Genomic DNA, 21,596 nt, shown 5'->3' on the forward strand with positions numbered 1-21,596 from the left:
ACGGATCCAAATGCGGAAGTGCAGCAAGGCGCGGCTTTTCTCGACGTGCCTGACCGGTGCCATGCTCGCCGCAGCGGCGCCTGCGTGGGGACAGACCAGCGACGCCCCGACCTGGAAGCCGCGTGCCGAAGTCGATGCGCAAGTCGGCAAGGACATCGGCATCTCGACTTCGCTGTTCGCGCCGGTCGCGCAGACCGATTCGAGCCTGGTCTATGTCGACGGCCGCATCGGCTATGATCAGCGCTTCGACCGCAATGGTTCGGCGACGATCGGCGCGCGGGTGCGCGTGGGCGAAGACGTGGCGATCGGTGCCAATGTCGGCGCGGACTTCTACCGCTCGGATATCGGCTCGCGCGATCAGGCCGCGGTGTCGCTGGGGCTAGAGGGCTTCTCTTCGGTGTTCGACGTGCGAGTCAATTACCGCCTGCCGCTGAGCAAGACCCGGACGATCGGCTATATCGATCCCGCCGCCAGCGGCTCGGCCGCCTTGGTGCTCGAGAGCAACCGCCTGATCGAGCGGTACAGCGGCTTCCGGCTCGAGGCGATTCCGCTCCAGGGGTTCAACGGCGAGGCGGGCGTGCGCTTGCCGGTGGGCGACAATGCCAGCATCCGCGCCTCGGCCGGCGGCTTCGACTATTGGGACAAGGATGCCGACCAGAATTACCGCGGAGTGCGCGGCGGGCTCGAAATGGATATCGAGGATCGTGACAGCGGCGCGCGCTTCACGTTCGGCGGCACGGTCGAGCACGATAATCGCTATGGCACCGATGCCCGCGCGACGGTGCGGTTGTCGATTCCGTTCGGGCCGCGTGCGAGCGACCGCGGCTCGACTCCGACCGGTCTCGACCGGCAGATGGGCGACCGCGTCCGCCGCGACTATCTCGCGCGTTCGGGCAGCCGCTACACCGATCTGACGACCAGCCGCTTCGCCGTGGATGCGCGCACCGGCAATGCGTTCGGCGGATTCTATTATACGAATGGCACAGGGGTGACCGGTGCCGCGGGAACGCTGGCCAGCCCGACGACGATCGCCGATGCGGTATCGCGCGCGGGCGCCAACGGCGTCGTCGTCGCGTTGGGCAATGCCGGCACCATCACCACGCCTGGGGTGACGCTGGCCGCCAACCAATATCTGGTCGGCGGTGCCAGCGCCGTCGACGTGCGCCTGATCGACGGCAGAACCACTGCGTTCGCGCTCGGCGGCACCAATGGCGTGGTCGTAGGAACCAGCGCCGCCGGTGCGGCGGTGACGCTGGGCCAGGGCTCGGTGGTACGCGACGTCACGGTGCGCGGCGCGGGGGTCGGCATTGCCGCCAACGGAGTCGGCGGGTTCGGGCTCGATCGCGTGACGATCGAGAATACCGGCGGCGCCGGGCTTTCGCTCACCAACACGCTCGGCGCGGTGTCGCTCACCGGGCTGACGATCCGCGGCGGTGCGGGCGCGGGGGTGTTGATCAATGGCGGCAGCACCGTCGCGCTCGCTAATTCGACGATCTCGGGCGGTGCGGGCGCGGTCGACATCAATGATGCCGGTGCCAATCTCACTGCCTCGCTGTCCAACCTGACGCTCTCCGCGACCGGCGGCAGCGTTCTCGATATCGACGGTTCGGGCACCGGCACCGTCACCGTAACCAATTTGTCGGGGATCACGATCCGCGGCGGCTCCGGCGAGACCGGCGGGCTAAGCGTTCGCTCGGCGACGTTCGACGCCAATACCGGAACCGCGGGCACCCAGGCAGTCAATGCCGGGCGGATGGAAATCGGCACCGCAGCCGCGCGCGTCAACGGGCAGGGTGCCTTTTTCACCGACGTCACCGGCAGCCTGAGCTTCGCCGACCTCGACATTGCCAATGGCGGCGCCACTGGCCTGCATGTCGTCAATTCGAAGGTCAACAGCTTCACGCTGGCGACGCTCGACGGCACGATCGACACCGTCGGCGGCACCGCGGCCGACCTGGATCCGCTGGTGATCAACCTCAATTTCGCCAGCGTCGCTTCGCTCGGCGCGGGCGGGCCGGGCGTGATCCTCGATAGCGTGCAGGGCGGCGGGGCCGGCGGCAACGCACTCACCATCGGCACGCTGACGATCTCGAACAGCGGCGGCGACGGGCTGGTCTTCCTCAACTCGACCGGCATCGTCCGCGTCAATGGCGGGACGATCACCAGCAGCGGCGGCAATTCGGTCCGGATCGGCGAGCAGGGCGTCGCGGGCAGCGGCGGCAGCGTCGGCTTGGTCTTCGCCGGATCGATCACCGACACGACCGGCGCTTCGCCGATCGTCGCGATCTTCAGCGCGAGCGGAACGATCAGCTTTACCGGGCCGATCACCGGCGGCGGCGGAATCGTGGTGCAGGACACGCTGGCGGGTTCGGCGATCAGCTTCGGCGCGATCACGCTGACCGGCACGGTCGGCACGGCGATCTCGCTCGATGGGCTGGCCGGCTCGATCGCATTCACCGGGCTGGTGACGATCGCCAATCCCGGCGCCAACGGCATCGTCATCGGCAACGTGCCGGGCGGGGTCACCTTTGGCGATGTCGACATCACCGGACTGGGCAATTTCACCGGGCTCGACGTGCGTGGCGCGCAGGGCAATGTGCTGTTCGCCACGCTGGACATCACCGGCTCCGGCGGCGGGACGGGCATCGACGTTACCGGATCGACGAATGCCGGCAATGTGATGATCCTGAACGGGAGCATCATCCAGGGTGTCGACATCGGCGTCGACCTGACGCAAGCGAACATGACCGGCCAGTTCCGCTTCGGCGACGGCGATGCGACGGTCTTGAACAGCACGATCTCGGCAACCATCCCGATCGTCATCACGCTGATGAACGCTTCGCACGGTAGCTATAATTTCGCCGACGTCCGTCTCGTCGGAGACACCAGCAACCTGACCGGTGCGGGCTTCACGGCCTATTACGCGCAGGTCGGGGCAACCGGGGCGGGAACCCGCAGCGATCCGGGCAGTCTGGCCGGGGCCGATGCCTCGAGCGCGCAATATATCGTGCTGCTCAACGATCCCACGGGCGGTCAGGACGTGTTCGATGCCGCGAGCGCGGGGGGATCGTTCGATCTCGCCGCCGGCCAGTCGCTGGTCAGCTTCCTCAACGGCGATTTCGTCGCGGTCAGCGGCGCGGGTCTGCCCGCCAATCTGATCGTCAGCGGGCTGGGCCCAAGCGGCATCACCAATGTCTATGCGGGTTCGGGCGGCGCGGTGCTGACCAGCACGGCGGCCGGATCCGCAACGGTCAACCTCGCCAGCAACAGCAGCATCGATGGCCTGGTCATCCGCAACGCCGGCGGCGACGTCGGTGTCGAGGGCAGCGCCGTCAGCAATGTCCGGATCGTCAATTCGAGCATCAGCGGCGCGGCCGGCGCGATCGCGATCAGCGACGGCGGCACGGCCAGTTCGGTCCAACTGACGCATCTCGATCTCGCCTCGACTTCGGGCACGACGCTCGCGTTGAGCGGGGCGGGAGCCGGCACGCTGACAGTGTCCGCCGCGGACGTCGACATCGCCGCGACGGGCAGCAGCGCGGCGCTGTCGCTGGCCGACGTGACTTCGGGCGGGATCGGCTTCGGCGCAGTATCCACCGGCACCGCCGCCGCCGGCGCGGTTTCGGTCCAGAACCTCAGCGGCGGCGATCTGGTGTTCGGCAGCATCGCGGTCGGCGGAACCGCAGCGGGCGAGGGCGTGTCGATCAGCGACAGCAGCAGCACGGTCACCGTGCAGTCGATCAGCGTGAGCGGCAGTGCTGCAGACGCGGTCCGCCTGGTGAACAATAGCGGCGCGATCACTATCGGGAGCATCAGCGCGAGCGGCGTCGGCGGCGATGGCGTCCAGCTGACCGCCAATGGCGCAGTGACGATCGGCAGCCTGACGGTGAGCGGCGCGGGCAACACCGGCCTCGCGATCGAGAACAGCCTCGGCGCGGTTACCATCGGTAGCGGCGCGATCAGCGGCGTCACGGTGGGGGTAGGGGTCGACGGCGTCGCAGCCGGCAGCGTGGTGTCGATCGGTGGCCTCACCGTCAACGGCACCTCGGCGGCGGGCGTTTCAATCGCCGGCATCGACGGCAGCCTCGGCTTTACCGGGACGACCAGCATTTCGGGGGTTGGCACCTCGGGCATCGTGCTCGGTTCGGGGAGCACTGGCGCGATCGCGTTCGGCGCCGTCGACATCACCGGTCTCGGTGCCGGCCGTACCGGCGTCATGGCGCGCGCGGCTTCCGGCACGATCAGCTTCAACACGCTCGACATTTCGGGCAGCTCGACCACCGGCACGCGCGGCATCGATTTGACCGGCGCGACGTTCGCCACCAATTTCACGACCGCCGAGAGCGGGAGCATCACCGGCGTCGGCGTGGGCATCGACCTGACCAACGCCGCGATTACCGGCAATTTCCGCTATGGCGACGGCTCGAACATCGATGCCGACGGCGCGGCGTCGTCGATCAGCGCAGTCACGCCGATCGTCGTCACCGGCATCAACGCGGGCACGGGCAGCTATAATTTCCTCGACGTCGTGCTCACCGGCGACACCAGCACGCTGACTACCTCGGCGACGCTGTATTTCGTCAAGGCGGGCGCTACCGGTGTCGGTACGCTCGCCGATCCGGGGAGCCTCGCCGGCGCCGAGGGCTCCCCGGCGAACACGATAATCCTACTCAACGATCCGGCCGGCGGTCAGGACGTGCTCGACGCCGCGGGCGCCGGCGGCTCGCTCGACTTGACCGTGGGGCAGAGCCTGCTCAGCTTCCTCGGCAGCGACACGATGCTGCTGCCGGGCGGCGCGCCGGCCAACCTGCTGCTCTTCGGCGTCACGCCGGGACAGGTCATCAATCCTTATACCGGATCGGGCGCGCCGATCCTCACCACCAGCGTCGCGGGCGCCAACACCGTCACGCTCGGCGGCGGAAACGTGATCGCCGGCGTCATCGTCCAGTCCGGCGCAGGTGCCGGAGTGGGCATCTTCGGCAGCGGTACCGCCAATGTGGTGATCCGCAACAGCGAAATTTCGGGTCAGGCCGGCGCGATTCGCCTGGTCGACGGCGGAGCTGCGGCCAACGCGGCGCTGAGCAACCTGTGGCTCCACTCGGCCGGCGGCAACGTCCTCGAAATCGACGGCAGCGGCGGCGGCACTTTCGCCATAACTGCCTTGACTGGCATCAACATCGAGGGCGGCAACGGCGAAACCGGCGGCTTGGTCGCCACTGACGTGCTGTTCGACGCCGACCTTGCTACCGCAGGAGCACAAAGTATCGTCGGCGCGCTCGCCGTCGGCTTCCCCAGCGCCCGTGTCGACGGCGTCGGAGTCAGCATCACTGGCGCCGGCAGTCTCGACCTCGTCAGCCTGATCGTCGTCAACGCCAACGATGTCGGCGTCGAGCTGATCGGCGGGGGGGCGCTCACCGCGATCGTCGAGGCTGGATCGATCGACACCCTCGGGGGCACCGCGCTCGCCGGCCAGAACGCGGCGCTGACGCTCAATTTCGGTAGTATCGCGGCCACTGATGGCGGGATCTTCATGGTCGCGAACAGCGCGGCCAGTGCCGGGCAACCTGTGCTCAACGTTTTCAACCTCAACCTCACCGATGGCGGACTGATCCTTTCCGGCGGTGGCGAGTACGTGTTCGCCAATGCGGCGATTACCGACACTGTCGGCGTGGCGGTGCTGCTCGGCGGCGCGGCCAATATCGACTATGCGGGTAACATCACCAGCGGCGTCGGCGCGAGCGCTACCATCATGGCGCTCGGGCACACCGGCACCGCCAGTTTCCACGACGGAACGATCGACGTCACCGATGGCGACGGCTTGCAGTTCCTCGATGCCGACGGGACCTATAGCTTCACCGGCACCACGACGCTCCACGGCGGCGATGCCGGGATCAACGTCGCGAGCGATTCGTCGGGCACCTTCGCCTTCGGTGCGGGGACCAGCGTCACCAATGGCGCGGTCGCGAACTTCGTGCTGCAGAATTCGGACGCCAACGTCACGTATCTGGGCAGCCTGACCCAGGGGCTGAACACCGACAATTTCGTAGTGAGCGGCCAGACCGGCGGCGTGCTCGACTTCTCGCAGGCGACTATCAGTGCCAGCGCGGGCTCGGGGCTGCTGTTCCTCGGAGCCGACGGCACCAGCACGCTGGGCGACGTCCAGCTTTCGGGCGGCGCGGGAATCGCGGTGGCGGGTTCGGCCGGGGCGATCAGCTTCGACAATGTCGATATCACTGGCGTGGGCGCCAACCAGATCGCCGTCGACCTGACCGGGGCGACCGGCAACATCACGTTCCAGACGCTGGACATCGCCGGAACTTCGACCGTCGGTAGCAAGGGGATCGACCTCAGCGGATCGACCACCGCCGCCAATATCATCGTCAGCGAGAGCAGCAGCATCACCGGGGTCGGGATCGGCGTCGACCTCACCAATGCCGCGATCACCGGAAGCTTCCGCTACGGCGATGGCTCCAACACCGATGCCGACGGCGCCGCCTCGACGATCAGCGCGAGCGTGCCGATCGAGATCGCCGGCCTCAACGGTGCGGTCGGAACCTACGACTTCGCCGATGTGAACCTGATCGGCGACACCAGCCGGCTGGTGACTTCCGCCACGACCTATTTCGTCGCCGCGGGCGCCACCGGGGCGGGGACGATGGCCGATCCAGGAAGCCTCCCCGGCGCCGAGGCTTCGGGCGCGCAGGTCATCATATTGCTCAACAACCCGGCGGGCGGACAGGACACGCTCGATGCCGTCGATGCGGGCGGCAGTTTCGATCTGACCGCGGGGCAATCGCTGCTCGGCTTCCTGAACGGCGATACGCTGACGCTGCCAGGCGGCGGGCCTGCGAACCTGGTGCTGTTCGGGCTGACCCCGGGGCAGATCGTCAATCCGTTCACAGGCTCGGGCGCGCCGGTGCTCACGCATTCGGGGGCCGGTAATCCGCTCACCCTCGCGTCGAACACGCTGGTCGACGGGATCATCGTCGACGCGCCGAACGGACCCGGCATCGTCGCGCTCGGCGCCGCCAACGTCACGATCCGCAACAGCGTGGTCAGCGCCAGCCAGAGCGCGATCCTGCTGGCCGACGGCGCCGGAAATGCCAGCGCCTGGCTGCGCAATCTCCAGCTTTCCTCGTCGGGCGGCGCGGTGCTCGATCTCGACGGCAGCGGTGCTGGCACGCTCACCATCACCGGGCTCGACGGCATCACCATCGCCGGCGGCAATGGCGAGACTTCAGGGATCCTCGGCGTCGGCGTGGTCTTCGACGCCGATCTGGCGACCGCGGGCTATCAGGCCGTCACCGGCACGCTCCAGATCGGCACCACAGCAGCGCGGATCGGCGGCAATGGCGTGTATCTCGACCAGGCCGAAGGCGCGACCGACTTCACCTTCGATATCGCGACCGATGGCGGTTCGGGCCTCTACGCCGCGGGCGGCGCCGGTGGATTCAGACTCGGCGTCGCCGGCGGCACGATCGACACGATCAATGCCGGCGCCGCCGATTACGGCCTGATCCTGCAGGACCTGTCTTCGTCGGTGACGCTGGGTTCGCTATCGTATGCGGGGGTCGCCACCGGGGTGTGGACCCAGAATGTCGGCGGGATCGGTGCGGGCGGATCGGCGCTCGACGTGGCCAGCCTGACCGTGGCCGACGGTGCCGCCCAGGCGATCGCCATGACCGGCAGCGCCACCGGCAGCTTCCGCTTCGGCGCGGGCTCGACGATCGGCACCACTACCAACCCCGCCGCGATCACGCTCTCCAACACCGGCGCCAGCATCTTCACCTATGCAGGCGCCATCAACTACGCCGGTGCCGATGCTGTGCTCGACGTCAGCGGCGGCCATAACGGCACGGTCAACTTCACCGGAACGATCGACGCGGCGAGCGGCACCGGGCTCGTCTTCGACAATGCCGACGGCACTTATAATTTCACCGGCAGTTCCACCCTTGCCGCCGGGATCCGCATTTTCAACGGATCGGCGGGCAGCTTCAGCTTCGGTTCCGGCACAGCGATAACCAGCCCCGGCGGGATCGCGGTCGACATCCAGGATTCGACTGCGTCGGTCGGCTATGCCGGCACGATCACCTATGGGAGCGCCGGGTTCGCTGCGATCAACGTCGTCAACCATTCGGGCGGCACGATCAGCTTCACCGGCCCCATCGACGTCAGCACCGGGGCGGGCATCAATTTCGGCAATGCCGACGGCGCCTATCAATTCACCGGTGTCACGACGCTCGACGCGGGCGCGGCGGGCATCATCATCGCCAATGGTTCGGGTGGCGTCTTTACCTTCGGGACGGACACGACGGTCGTCACGACCGGCGGCTCGGCGCTCGCGGTGTCGAACTCGACCGCCTCGATCGACTATCTCGGCTCTGCCTCTGCGTCCGGCGGCACGGGGATCAGCATCACCGATCATAGCGTCGGCACGATCGACTTCTTCGGTGCGACGCTCGACCTGAATGGTGGCACGACCATCGGCTTCGACAATGCCGACGGCACCTATGCGTTCGGCGCGTTCGCGACGACCGGCGGTTCGGGAATTGCGGTCCTCAATGGCTCGGCGGGCAGCTTCACGTTCGGGGATGTCGACATCGCCGGTCTCGGCGCGGGCCAGACCTCAGTCGACCTCACCGGGGCGACCGGCAACGTCACGTTCCAGACGCTCGACATCGCCGGCAGCGGCGGCACCGGCATCGACCTGACCGGATCGACCACCGCCGCGAATATCATCATCACCGAGAGCAGCAGCATCACCGGCGTCGGCGTGGGTGTCGATCTCACCAATGCCGCGATCACCGGAACCTTCCGCTACGGCGACGGCTCGAGTGTCGATGCCGATGGCGCAGCATCATCGATCAGTGCAGTCACGCCGATCGCGATCGCCGGGTTGAACCCCGGGGTGGGGACGTACAATTTCGCCGATGTCGTGCTGACCGGCGATACCACCGGGCTACAGACCAGCAGCACGATCTTCTGGGTCCAGGCCGGTGCGACCGGTGCGGGCACGCGCAGCGATCCGGGCAGCCTTGCCGCCGCCGAAGCATCGGGCGTCGACGTCATCATCCTGCTCGATACGCAGGCCGGTGCCGGCCAGGACCTGATCGACGCCGCATCGGCGGGGGGCGCGCTGGATCTCGCGGCCAATCAGCGTTTGCTGGGCTTCCTGAACGGCGACACGCTGAGCGTTGGCGGGGGCGCTCCGGCGAACCTGGTGCTGTTCGGCATCGCTGGCGGCACCGTCAGCAATCCCTATGCGGGTTCGGGCGCGGCGTTGCTCACCACCACCCAGGCCGGTGCCAACACCGTCAACCTGGCCTCGGGCGCGCTGATCGACGGCGTCCAGATCGGCAATCTCGACGCAAGGGGCGTGTACGGCGCCGGCGTGGCGGGAGTCGCCATCCGCAACAGCGTGATCTTCGGCGGCGTCAGCGCGATCGAGATCATCGACAACGGCGTCGCCTCCGATGTTGCGTTCAGCAACCTCGGCCTGTCGAGCGGCAGCGGCGACGTGCTTTCGCTGATCGGGAGCGGCGGCGGCCAGCTGACCGTTTCGCAGCTCGCCAATATCACCATCGCCGGCGGCAACAGCGGCGGCGGGCTGCACAGCGAAGACGTCATCTTCGACGCGGACCAGGTTGCGGCGGGGTTCCAGGCCGTGGTCGGCACGGTGGCCATCGGCAGTTCGACGAGCCGGGTCGGGGGCGCCGGTCTGGTCCTCGATGGCGCGACCGGCGCGCTCAGCCTCGGCGCGACGGTGTTCAACGCCGACGGCGACGGCATCTTCGCCGATGGTGGCGCTGCCGGCTTCACGCTGACGATCACCGGCGGAACCATCGACACCGTGATCGCGGCCTCGGGCTCGGCGCTCGATCTGTCCAATCTCTCGGCCGACCTCCAGCTCGCGAACGTCACGTATTCCGGCCCGGACTTCGGCGTGCGCGCGAGCAATGTAGCCGGCGTCGGCACCGGCGGGCGCGCCCTGGACGTTTCCCAGCTCACCGTCGCGGCGGGCGCAGATTCGGGAATATCGCTCCTCGGCACGACAAGCGGCAATTTCAGCTTCGGCAGCGCTTCGTCGATTGTCGGAACCACGGTCGCCGGCGTCGCGCTCGCCAATACCGGCAGCGGCGCGTTCGATTATGCGGGCGGGATCACCGGAATTACCGCCGGGGCGTTGGTCTCGGTGAGCAACGGGGACGTCGGCACCGCCGTGTTCTCGGGCACGCTCGGCGCGACCGGCGGCACCGGACTGCGGTTCGACAATGCCGACGGCATTTATAGCTTTACCGGCACTACCACGCTCAACGGCGGCGATGCCGGACTCGACATCCTCAATGGCTCGGGCGGGACCTTCAATTTCGGCAGCGGCACTGCGATCACCAGTCCGAGCGGGATCGGCATCGACATCCGAAACTCGACCGCGGCGGTCACCTATTCGGGCACGTTGACCTATGCCACGGCGGGAAATGCCGCGGTCTCGATCCTCAATCACTCGGCCGGAACGATCTCCTTCGAGCCGCTGAGCAGCCTGAACGTCACCAACGGCACCGGGCTGCAGTTCGACAATGCCGACGGCGCCTACACCTTCGCCGGCACTGCGACGCTGAACGGCGGCGATGCCGGTATCGACATTCTCAACGGTTCGGACGGGGTCTTCACCTTTGGTACGGGCATTTCGATCACCAGCCCGAGCGGCACGGGGTTCAATGTTCAGAACGCGACTGCCGACATCACCTATTCCGGCGGCCTGACCTACGCCACCGCAGGGCAGTTCGCGATCGACATCGCCAATCACACGAGCGGCACGATCACCTTCCAGACCGGCACGCTCAATCTGACCAATGGCAGCGGCGTGCGGTTCGACAATGCCGACGGCATCTATGATTTCACCGGCACCACCACGCTTTCGGGGGTTTCGGGCGGCATCGCCATCGGCAATGGTTCGAGCGGAGCCTTTGATTTCGGATCGGGCACCAGCGTCAACGCGACGGTGCTGGGGCTGTCGCTGGCCAACTCGACGGCGACCGTGACCTTCTCCGGCACGCTGGCCTCGAGCATCGGGGTCGCCTTTGCCGCGCTCGACGATCAGAGCACGCTCGACATGACGTTGGCCACGCTGAACGTCACCAACGGTCTCGGCATCAATTTCAACAATGCGGACGGCGTCTACGATTTCGGCTCATTCGCACTTTCGGGCGGCGCCTCGATCGCGGTGGTCAACGGTTCGGGCGGCGCCCTGACCTTCGGTGACGTCGATATCGGCGATATCGGCAACGGCCAAACTGCAGTGAACCTCACCGGCGCGACCGGAGACGTGACCTTCAACACGCTTGACGTCACGGGCACCTCGGTCACGGGCAGCCGCGGCATCAACCTCAACGGCAACACCGGCGCGGGCGACATCGTCGTCACCAACAGCAGCACGATCACCGGGGTCGGCGTGGGTGTCGACCTGACCAATGCGTCGCGCCCGGGCCTCTTCCAATATGGCGACGGCGAGAGCGTGGCCGACGTGGCTTCGACGATCAGCGCTACCACGCCTCTGGTCATCACCGGTCTCAACAGCGCGATCGGCACCTATAATTTCGCCGATGTGAACCTTGTCGGCGACACCAGCGCGCTCGCGACTTCGGCGACCGTCTATTACGTGCTCGCCGGGGCGACCGGTGCCGGCACGCTTGCCGATCCCGGCAGCCTCGCGGGTGCCGAAGCGGCGACCGCCGACTTCATCGTCCTGCTCAACGATCCCACCGGCGGGCAGGACCTGCTCGACGCGCTGGGCAGCAACGGCAACGATTCGCTGGTGCTCGATGCCAATCAGGCGTTGCGCAGCTTCCGCGACGGCAACACGATCGCCCTGCCGGGCGGCGCGCCCGCCAACCTGATCCTGACCGGCGTGACGCCAGGGCAGGTGGTCAATCCTTACGCCGCCTCCGCACCGACTGCGGCCGATCGTGCGCCGATCCTCACCACCACCGGTGCCGCCAATACCGTCACGCTGGCCAACAACAGCTTCGTCGGTGGCGTATTCGTGCAGAGCGTGGCGGGCAATGCGGCGATCTTCGGTTCCGGCGTGTCGGGCGTGACGATCTCGAACGCGACGCTCGTCGGTGCCGGCGGCGGCCTGTCGCTCCTTGACGGCGGCGCAGCAGCGTCGGCGACGCTGACCAACCTCACCATCTCGGTCACCAGTGCCAGCGCCGCGCTGAACCTGAGCGGAGCAGGGGCGGGCGGGCTGACGCTGGGGGGTGCGGGGCTCAACGTGTCGCAGGGCGGCTCCGGTCAGTTGGTCGCGCTCAGCGACGTCGCGATCGCCGCCGGCGGCCTGAGTTTCGACGCGGCGATAGCGACTGCCACGGGCGGCGGCGTCGACCTGCTGTCGATCGGCGGCGCCGGCACGCTGAGCTTCTCGAGCATCTCGCTCAATGGCGCGACGGGCGCGGGCGTATTGCTCACCGATTCGAGCGCGACGGTCGATCTCGGCAACGTGACCGTATCCGGCGCCACCGGCGCGGCCATCGACCTCGCGGACAATAGCAGTACGACCACGATCGGCATCGTCAACATAAGTGGCAGCGCCACCGGCATCCAGGCCGCCAACCTCACCGGCGCAGTGACCGTAGGCGACGCCACCATCGGCGGCGCCACCGTTGCGGGCATCCTGTTCGGCACCGGCAATAGCGGCACGATAACCTTCGGCAATGTCGACATCACCGGGGTGCCGGCCGGCGCCCGCGGGATCGACGCGCGCAACATGGGCGCTGGCGACGTCAGCTTCCTGACGCTCGACATCACTGGCGCCTCGGCCACCGGCACGCGCGGGATCGACTTGACGGGCAACACCGGGGACGGCGACTTCGTCGTCACCGACAGCAGCGCGATCACCGGCGTCGGCGTGGGCGTTGACCTGACCAACGTGTCGCGCAGCGGGCTCTTCCAATATGGCGACGGCGAGAGCGTGGTCGACGTGGCTTCGACGATCAGCGCTACGACGCCTCTTGTCATCACCGGTCTCAACGGCGCGATCGGCACCTATAATTTCGCCGATGTGAACCTTGTCGGTGACACCAGCGCGCTCGCGACTTCGGCGACCGTCTATTACGTGCTCGCCGGGGCGACCGGTGCCGGCACGCTTGCCGATCCCGGCAGCCTCGCGGGTGCCGAAGCGGCGACCGCCGACTTCATCGTCCTGCTCAACGACCCCACCGGCGGGCAGGACCTGCTCGACGCGCTGGGCAGCAACGGCAACGATTCGCTGGTGCTCGATGCCAATCAGGCGTTGCGCAGCTTCCGCGACGGCAACACGATCGCCCTGCCGGGCGGCGCGCCCGCCAACCTGATCCTGACCGGCGTGACGCCAGGACAGGTGGTCAATCCATTCGGCGTGGCGGGGGATCTGCCCGTCGACCGCGCGCCGATCCTGGCCACCACCGGCGCGGCTGCAACGCTGATCCTGGCCAACAATGCCTCCGTCGATGGCGTGTTCGTCCAGGGCGTGAGCGGGCAGGCCGCGGTGCAGGGCAGCGGCGTATCGGGCGTGACGCTTTCGAACGCGACCTTCTCGGGCGGCGGAATCGCGCTTCGCCTGACGGACGGGGCTGCCGCCGCCTCGGCTACGTTGACCAACCTCACTCTGTCGGCCAGCGGAACGAACACTGCCCTGGCATTGAGCGGCGCGGGTGCCGGCGCGCTGACCGTGACCGGCTCGGGCAACAGCGTGACCCACAGCGGCTCCGGCGCTTTGCTGACGATCAACGACGTGCTCATCGGCGGCGCCAATCTCGGCTTCACCGATGTGACGTCGACGGCGACCGGCGGCGGCGTCGATCTTGGCCTGATCACCGGCTTCGGGACACTCAGCTTCGGCAGCATCACGGTTGCCGGCGCGACCGGAACGGGCGTCTCGCTCCACAATTCGAGCACCTTCGTCGACCTCGGCAACGTCACCGTGTCGGGCGCCGTGGGGACTGGAATCGCGCTGACTTCGAACAGCGCCGCGATCACGATCGGCACCGTCGACGTGAGCGCGAGCGCGACCGGGATCTCGGCGTCGGGGCTCACCAGCACGCTCACTGTGGGAGACGGCACGATCGACGGCGCGACGGTCGCCGGCATCCTGATCGGTACGGGCAATACCGTGCTGCTCGACTTCGGCAATATCGACGTCACCGGACTGCAGGCCGGCGCGCGCGGCGTCGACGCGCGCCTGACCGGGCTGAGCAACGTGTTCTTCGCGACGCTCGACGTCGACGGCGCCTCGGCGGTCGGCACACGCGGCATCGATCTCACCGGCAATACCAGCGGCAGCGCCTTCATCGTCAGCGAAAGCAGCGCGATCACCGGGGTAGGTATCGGCGTAGACCTCACCAACGCCTCGCGCTCCGGCACCTTCCGCTATGGCGACGGTTCGAACATCGACGCCGATCTGGCCGCCTCGACGATCGACGCCACCACGCCGATCGTCATCGCCGGTATGAACGGCGCCACCGGGTCCTATGATTTCCGCGACGTGACTCTCGTCGGCGACACCAGCCCGCTCGAGGTCAGCGCCTTCTTCGTCCGGGCAGGGGCGAGCGGCGTGGGCAGTCGGTTGGACCCCGGCAGCCTCGCGGCGGCCGATGCCTCGACCGCAAGCTTCATCGTCCTGCTCGATACCCAGGCCGGGGCGGGCAGCTTCGACACGCTTTCGGGCACGCTCTCGCTCGCCGACGGCCAGTCGCTGCTGAGCTTCCGCGACACCGACACGTTTAATGTCGGCGGCGGTGCGCCGCCCAATGTCTTCGTGTTCAACATCACCACCGGCACGATCACCAATCCCAACAGCGGATCGGGCGCGCCGCTGCTGACCTCGGCGAATGCCATCGGCACCGTGCAACTTGGTGGTACCAGCGTAGTCGACGGCGTCGTGGTCTCGAACACCGGTACGGGCGCGGGCGTCTTCGCCAATGCCAATGCCGGAACCGCGACGATCCGCAACAGCACGATCTCCGGCGGCGGCGCGGCGGTGGACCTCCGTTCGGGCGCTTTTGCGCGCATCGTCAATCTCCAGAATCTGGCGCTGGCCAATGCGGGCAATCAGGCCGGCGCATTGCTCAACCTCAACGGCACCGGCGGCACGCTGACCGTCACCGGCCTGTCGAACCTGAGCATCAACACCGCAGGCGGCGAGACCGCGGGCCTTGTGTTCAACACCGTCACCTTCGACAGCGATCTGGCGACCGCCGGCATCCAGGCAGTCAATGCCGGCGCGCTGACGATCGGCACCTCCGGCGCACGCGTGCAGGGAGACGGGCTCAGCCTGACCAACGTTTCGGGCGCGCTGACCTTCACCGATATCGACATCGCCAACAACGGTGGCACCGGCCTGCTGGTCGCCAATTCGAAGGCGAACAACTTCCTGCTGACCACGCTGGACGGTTCGGTCGACACGACCAACGGCACGGCGGTCAACATGGATCCGCTCGCCGTCAACATCACGCTGGCGAGCGTCACCGCGACCGGCGGCACCTATGGCATATTGCTCGATCAGGTCGACGGCAGCTTCACCGTCACCGGGGCGGTCAACGTCACCGGTGCCACCACCGCGGGCATCGCCATCCAGGACAATACCGCGCAGGCGACACCGCTCGTCGCTGCCTTCAACGGCGCGGTCGGCATCAACAACACCAGCGGCGCCGGCCTGTCGTTCACCAACAATGCCGGGGCGACGATCAGCTTCGCGGGCGGCGGAACCGGGGTCGATGTGGTCACCACCAGCGGCGCGGGGCTGACTGCCTCGGGCGGCGGCACGATCCGGATCGCCGGGGCGGGCAATTCGATCTCCACCACGACCGGCCAGCTCCTCGATCTCGACGGCGTGATCGCGGGCGCGGGCGGACTCAACTTTGCCTCGCTGGGCTACTCCAGCACCGTCGCCAATACCGCGATCCGGATCAACAATCTCGACGGTGGCGCGTTCAGCGGCGGCACGGTTTCGTTGGGCGCGACCAGCGGCGCGACCAGCGACGGCATCTGGATCGGCGGCGGCTCGAGCTCGGCCATCAGCTTCGGCGCCGTAACGATGGGAGGCCAGAGCGACGAGGGCATCGAGATCAACGGCGCGGGCAACGGCGCGATCAGCTTCGCCAGCGTCACCATCGACAATATTGCGAGCCACGGCATCCTGATCACCGGTTCCGACGGGACGGTGACGGTCAGCGGCGGCACCATCGGCAACCTCAACGATCCTGCCGGCAACGGAGTCAATATCGACGGCGGCAGCGGCGCGATCACGATCGATGCCGGGATTTTCAAGAACACCGCGGGGGGTGCCGTGCAGGTGACCAACCGCACCGGCGGCAGCATCGACTTCGGCGGCTTCATCCAGTCGGGCGGCGCCGCCACCGGCTGGTCGATCCTGAACAATAGCGGCGGCACGATCACCTTCTCGGGCGCCGGGAATGTGATCAACGGCGGTGCCACACCCGGCATCGAATTGAACAACAACACCGGCGCGACGATCAACTTCACCGGCGGCGGGATGGCGATCACCAGCAGCACGACCGGCCTGTCCGCAACGGCCGGCGGCACGGTGAACATCACCGGCAGCGGCAACACGATCAGCACCAACGGCACGCAGGTCCTCCTGCTGGATGGGGTTACGGTCGGTGCCGGCGGGATCAATTTCGCGACGGTGAGCGCGCCGACCACCATCGCCACCGGTATCGCGCTGACCAATGTCGGATCGGCGGGCGGCGGCGCGATCACGCTCGGCACGGTCAGCCTGCAGGGCGTGCTCAGCCGTGGTATCGACGTCACTGGCACGCTCGGCGCGGCGCTGACGATCGCCGATCTCGACATCGGCCTCAATAACAACGCTGCCATCGGGGTTGACCTTAACGGCGCCACGCTTTCCGCGGCGATCACCGCGGGCGATTTCGACATCACCAATTCGGCCGCGGCGGGCACCTCGGTTGCCGTCGACCTGCGCGGTACCACCGGCGGGCAGGTGATCCGGCTCGGCGACACGGCGGTCGGCGGCGCCACCTCGACTATCTCGGGCGTCAATACCGGCGTCTGGCTCAACGCCGCGACCGACGCGACCTTCATTTATGGCGACGGCGAGTCGGCGAGCGACGGCACCTCCACCATCTCCGCGGCGACCGCGATCAACGCGGCGGCGGCCCCCGTCGCCGGGACCTACAACTTCACCGACGTCACCTTCGTCGCGAGCCCCGGGCTCGGCTTCGGCGTCGGCCGGACTTGGTTCGTCGATTCGAACGGCGCGACCGGCGGCGGTAACGGATCGGGTGCGGACGGCGCCAATCCGATGACGCTGGGAGCGGCCGAGCTCGTGCTCGGCGCCACGGACGTTATCGTGCTGATAAACAATACCAATGCGATCAGCGCCGCGGGTTCGAACGGCAACGACACGCTCAATCTGCTTTCCGACACTCAGGTGCGCGGTTTCGGCCAGGGACCGTTGGCGCTCACTCTGGTCGTCCCCGCGACGATCCAGCTCTCCAGCAACACGATCAACATCGCCGATCCGACCGGCAATGGCGCGGCGACGCTCACCTCGGCGGCGGGCGCCAACGTGATCACGCTCGGCGCGAGCGGCAACCGCATCTCGGGCTTCATCCTCGATGGTGGCCCGGCCGGCGCGCTGCGCGGCATCGCCGACGGGGTGGGCGCCACGGGGACCATCGTCAACTTCATGACGATCCAGAACTTCGCTGCGGTGGGCGGCTACGGCATCGAAATCACGCCGTCGACCAACACCCTGATCGACACCGTCACCTTCTCCGGCAACACCAACGACCTGCTGCTCAACGCCGCCGGCAGCACGATCATCAACGTGACCGCGACCGGCGCGACCGGCACGTCGATCACGATCGACAACGCCACCGGCACGACGACGCTGACCAACGTCAATATCAGCGGCGCGGCCACCGGCCTGTCGTTCACCAATGCCGGCGGCACGATCAACGCGGCCAATGTCGACATTACGGGAGCGGCAACCTCCGCGCTGACCGTCAGCGGCGGCACTGCCGGCTTCAACTTCGACGCGGCAAGCTCGATCGTCCAGGCGACGAGTGGACTGACGCTGAACTTTACCGGTAACCACACCGTCGGCACCTTCGCCTTTGCCGGATTGATCAACGCGACCAACGGCACGGGGCTGCAGTTCAGCAACGCCGACGGCATTTACAACTTCACCGGAACCACGACCCTCAACGGGGGCGATGCCGGGATCGACATCTTGGGCGGCGCAACCGGCACCTTCGCCTTCGGCTCGGGCACCACGCTGACTCACAATGCTGCGGGCAACGCCCTTTCGTTGCTCAGCAGCGCCAATCTGACCTTCGACGGCACGATCACCGACAATAATGGCGCCGCAGTCGAGATCGACGGCCACGATGCGGGCACCGCGACCTTTAACGGGGCGATCAGCAGCAGCGCCAATGGCAGCACCGCGATCTCGGTGGCCAACAGCAATGGCGGGTCGATCGTCTTCAACGGCACGACGGCGATCGCCAGTTCGGCCGCGCAGGTTGTGAACCTGACCGGCAACGATGGCGGTACGATCACCTTCAACGCCGGCGGAACTGGGCTCGACATCAGCGGGACTACCGGCACCGCGCTCAACATTACCGGCGGCGGGATCGTCAATGTGCTCGGCGCGGGCAACTCGATCGGCACGACGAGCGGCACCTTGCTGAACGTCACTAGCACCGGCGCGACCACCACCACGCTCAATCTGACCTTCGCATCGGCGAGCAACACCAGCGGCGCGAACGGCGTGGTCGTCCAGCGCACTGCGGGGACGCTCGGCGGCACAGTCAACCTTGGCGGCGGCGCGATCACCGCGACCACGCGCGGTGTCTCGCTCACCGGCGACGCGCTCGACTTTACCTATGCCGGGACGATCACGACCAGCGGCGCCGCCGCGCGCTCGCTAGAGGCGACCAATCGTACAGGCGGCACTGTGACGCTCTCCGGCGACGTCACCGATACCAGCCTCGGCATCAGCATCGCCAACAACACCGGCGGCACGGTGAATTTCACCGGGCAGACGGTCAGCCTCAACACCGGCGCGAACACGGCCGTGACGCTGAGCAACAACGCCGGCGCGACGGTCAACTTCGCGTCCGCGGGCGGCGGAAACGGCTTCGATATCGTCACCACCAGCGGCGGCGGCATCAGCGCGACCGGGGGTGGCACGGTCATCATCACCGGCACCGGCAACAGCATCCAGACCGCCACCGGCCAGATCCTGAACTTCACCGGGGTGAGCGCCGGCGCCGGCGGGATCAACTTCGCGTCGCTGCAGAGCACCGGCACCGTCACCGGGATCGCGATCAACCTCAACAATTTCGACAGCGTCGGCGGCGGCGCTTTCAGCGGCGGCACCACCAGCATCGCCGCCACCACCGCCGGCGACGGCATCTTCATCGGCAACGGCTCGGCCGCGAATGTCGGCTTCGGCGCGACGACGATCGGCACGGGCACGATCGGCGGCGACGGCATAGAGATCAACGGTTCGGGCAACGGAACGGTCACCTTCACCGGCGTGACCATCAACAACACCACTGCGCATGGCGTCTCGGTCATCGGAGCGGCAGGCGCGACCGGCGCGATCACGATCAACGGCGGCTCCATCGGCTCAGGCGTCGCTGGAGACGGTGTCAACGTAACTGCCGGTGGGGGCGCCGTCACCGTCGCCGCGTCGATCACCAAGACGACCGCAGGCAACGTCGTCGAGGTGAGCAGCCACACCGGCGGCGCGGTCACTTTCTCGAACACTATTTCCGCCACCGGCGGCGCCGCCAACGGCATCCTGCTCAGCAACAATAGCGGCGGCGGCATCACCTTCTCGGGGGCGAACAAGACGCTCAGCACCGGCGCCAACAACGCGATCCAGTTCGACAACACTGCCGGCACCGGCGCCGCAGTGTCGTTCACCGGCGGCAATCTCGATGTGGACACGACCACCGGGCGCGGCGTCACCGGCACCTCGACCAATGCGGGCGCGGGCTCGCTGACGATCCAGGGGACCAACAACACGATCACTTCGGTCGGCGGGATCGCGCTCAACCTCATCAACACCAACATCGCCGCGGGCGGGCTCAACTTCCTGTCGATCTCGGCGAATGGCGGCTCCCGCGGCATCGTGCTCAACACCACGGGCGGGGCGGGGGGGCTCACCGTCACCGGCACCGGCACCACCGATGGCTCGGGCGGCACGATCCAGAACATCACCCAGCGCGGAATCGAATTGCTCAACACTGCGCTGGTAAACATCGCCAACCTCAACCTGACCAATGCCAGCACCACCGGGCAGGCGGCGGGGCAGGATCTCGACCTCACCACCGCCAACGGCGCGATCTATCTGAGCGGCGTCGCGACCGCGGTGTTCGACAATATCAACATCACCGGCACGATCGCCGACAACGGCATCACCGGGATCAACGTCAGCAACTTCCAGCTCAACAACAGCCTGATCACCGGTGCCGGCGACGGCGCGAACGAAAGCGGCATCGAGTTCAGCAACCTTTCGGGCACGTCGTCGCTGACCAACACCGAGATCGCGCTGTCGGAGACCAACAGCCTCGACATCGTCAACACCGATGTGAACCTCAACCTGACGCTGAACAACGTGATCTTCCGCGATACCCAGACCAGCGGGATCGGCGAAGGCGGCTTCCAGTTCCGCAGCTTCAGCAATGCCGCCGGAACGCCGACCACGAACATCGACATCCTCGACAGCGATTTCCTGCGGATCCGCACCCAAGCGATGCAGATCATCGGCGAAGACGATTCGGTGCTCAGCGTCGACATCACCAACAATGTCATCGACAGCGGCACCGGGATCGGCACCGGCATCGACATCAACGGCAACGACACCGCGACCGTGCGGTTCAACATCATCGGCAACCCGACGATCCGCTCGAGCGGCGGCTCGGCGGTCAACATCAGTTCTTTCCTAAGCGCCAATGTGATGGGCCGGGTCGCCAACAACGCCAATATCTCGAACTATAACAACCAAAACCCCGCCGTGACCGGCGCTTATGGCAGCAACGTTCGGCTGCTCGCGCAGGAGAGCTCGCACCTCACGGTCGCGATTATGGGCAATTCCCTCGCGCAGGGCGCGGGCAACAACAGCTCGGCCGTCGATGTGATCGCACGCGAGGGAAGCGCGCGGCTCGACCTGACGCTGACCGGCAACGTCATCGACTCGACCGATGTGAACACGCTCGCCGACATCAACATCCAGAGCGGTTCGTCGTCGGGATCGAACATCGAGACCAACCAGATCTATGCGAACATCGCCAACAACAACCTGACCGCCACCGCAGCCCCCAATCTGCTGCGCCTGCGCGTGTCGGAGCTCGACAACACCCATGATCCGCGGATCTTCCTGCAGGGCTTCGTCGAGGGCGGCGCGGGGATCGAAGACGATGCGGTGGCCACCTGGAACGCCAACGGCAACACGCCGGGCGCCACCGCCGCCAATATCGCGGTCAGCCTGACGGGTACGGCGACCGGGCCCAGTGCGGGCACGGCACAGACGCCGACCAACCCGCTGCCCTGATCGGGGCGTGTAG

1 protein-coding gene is annotated in these 21,596 nt (G+C 67.2%); it reads left to right on the top strand.

Going from position 1 to position 21,596, the window contains the following annotated elements; translation table 11 throughout:
• Positions 1 to 10: 10 nt before the first annotated feature.
• A complete protein-coding gene (locus tag E5A73_RS08295; RefSeq protein ID WP_135963352.1) occupies positions 11 to 21,583 on the top strand; it encodes a hypothetical protein in 21,573 nt (7,190 codons plus the stop codon).
• Positions 21,584 to 21,596 lie beyond the last annotated feature (13 nt).

Origin of the sequence: Sphingomonas gei, assembly GCF_004792685.1 — a bacterium.
Classification (GTDB): Bacteria; Pseudomonadota; Alphaproteobacteria; order Sphingomonadales; family Sphingomonadaceae; genus Sphingomonas; species Sphingomonas gei.

Bases quoted from the DNA above. Each gene is read 5' to 3' on its own strand.
- E5A73_RS08295 (WP_135963352.1), top strand. From the start codon at position 11: ATGCGGAAGTGCAGCAAGGCGCGGCTTTTCTCGACGTGCCTGACCGGT.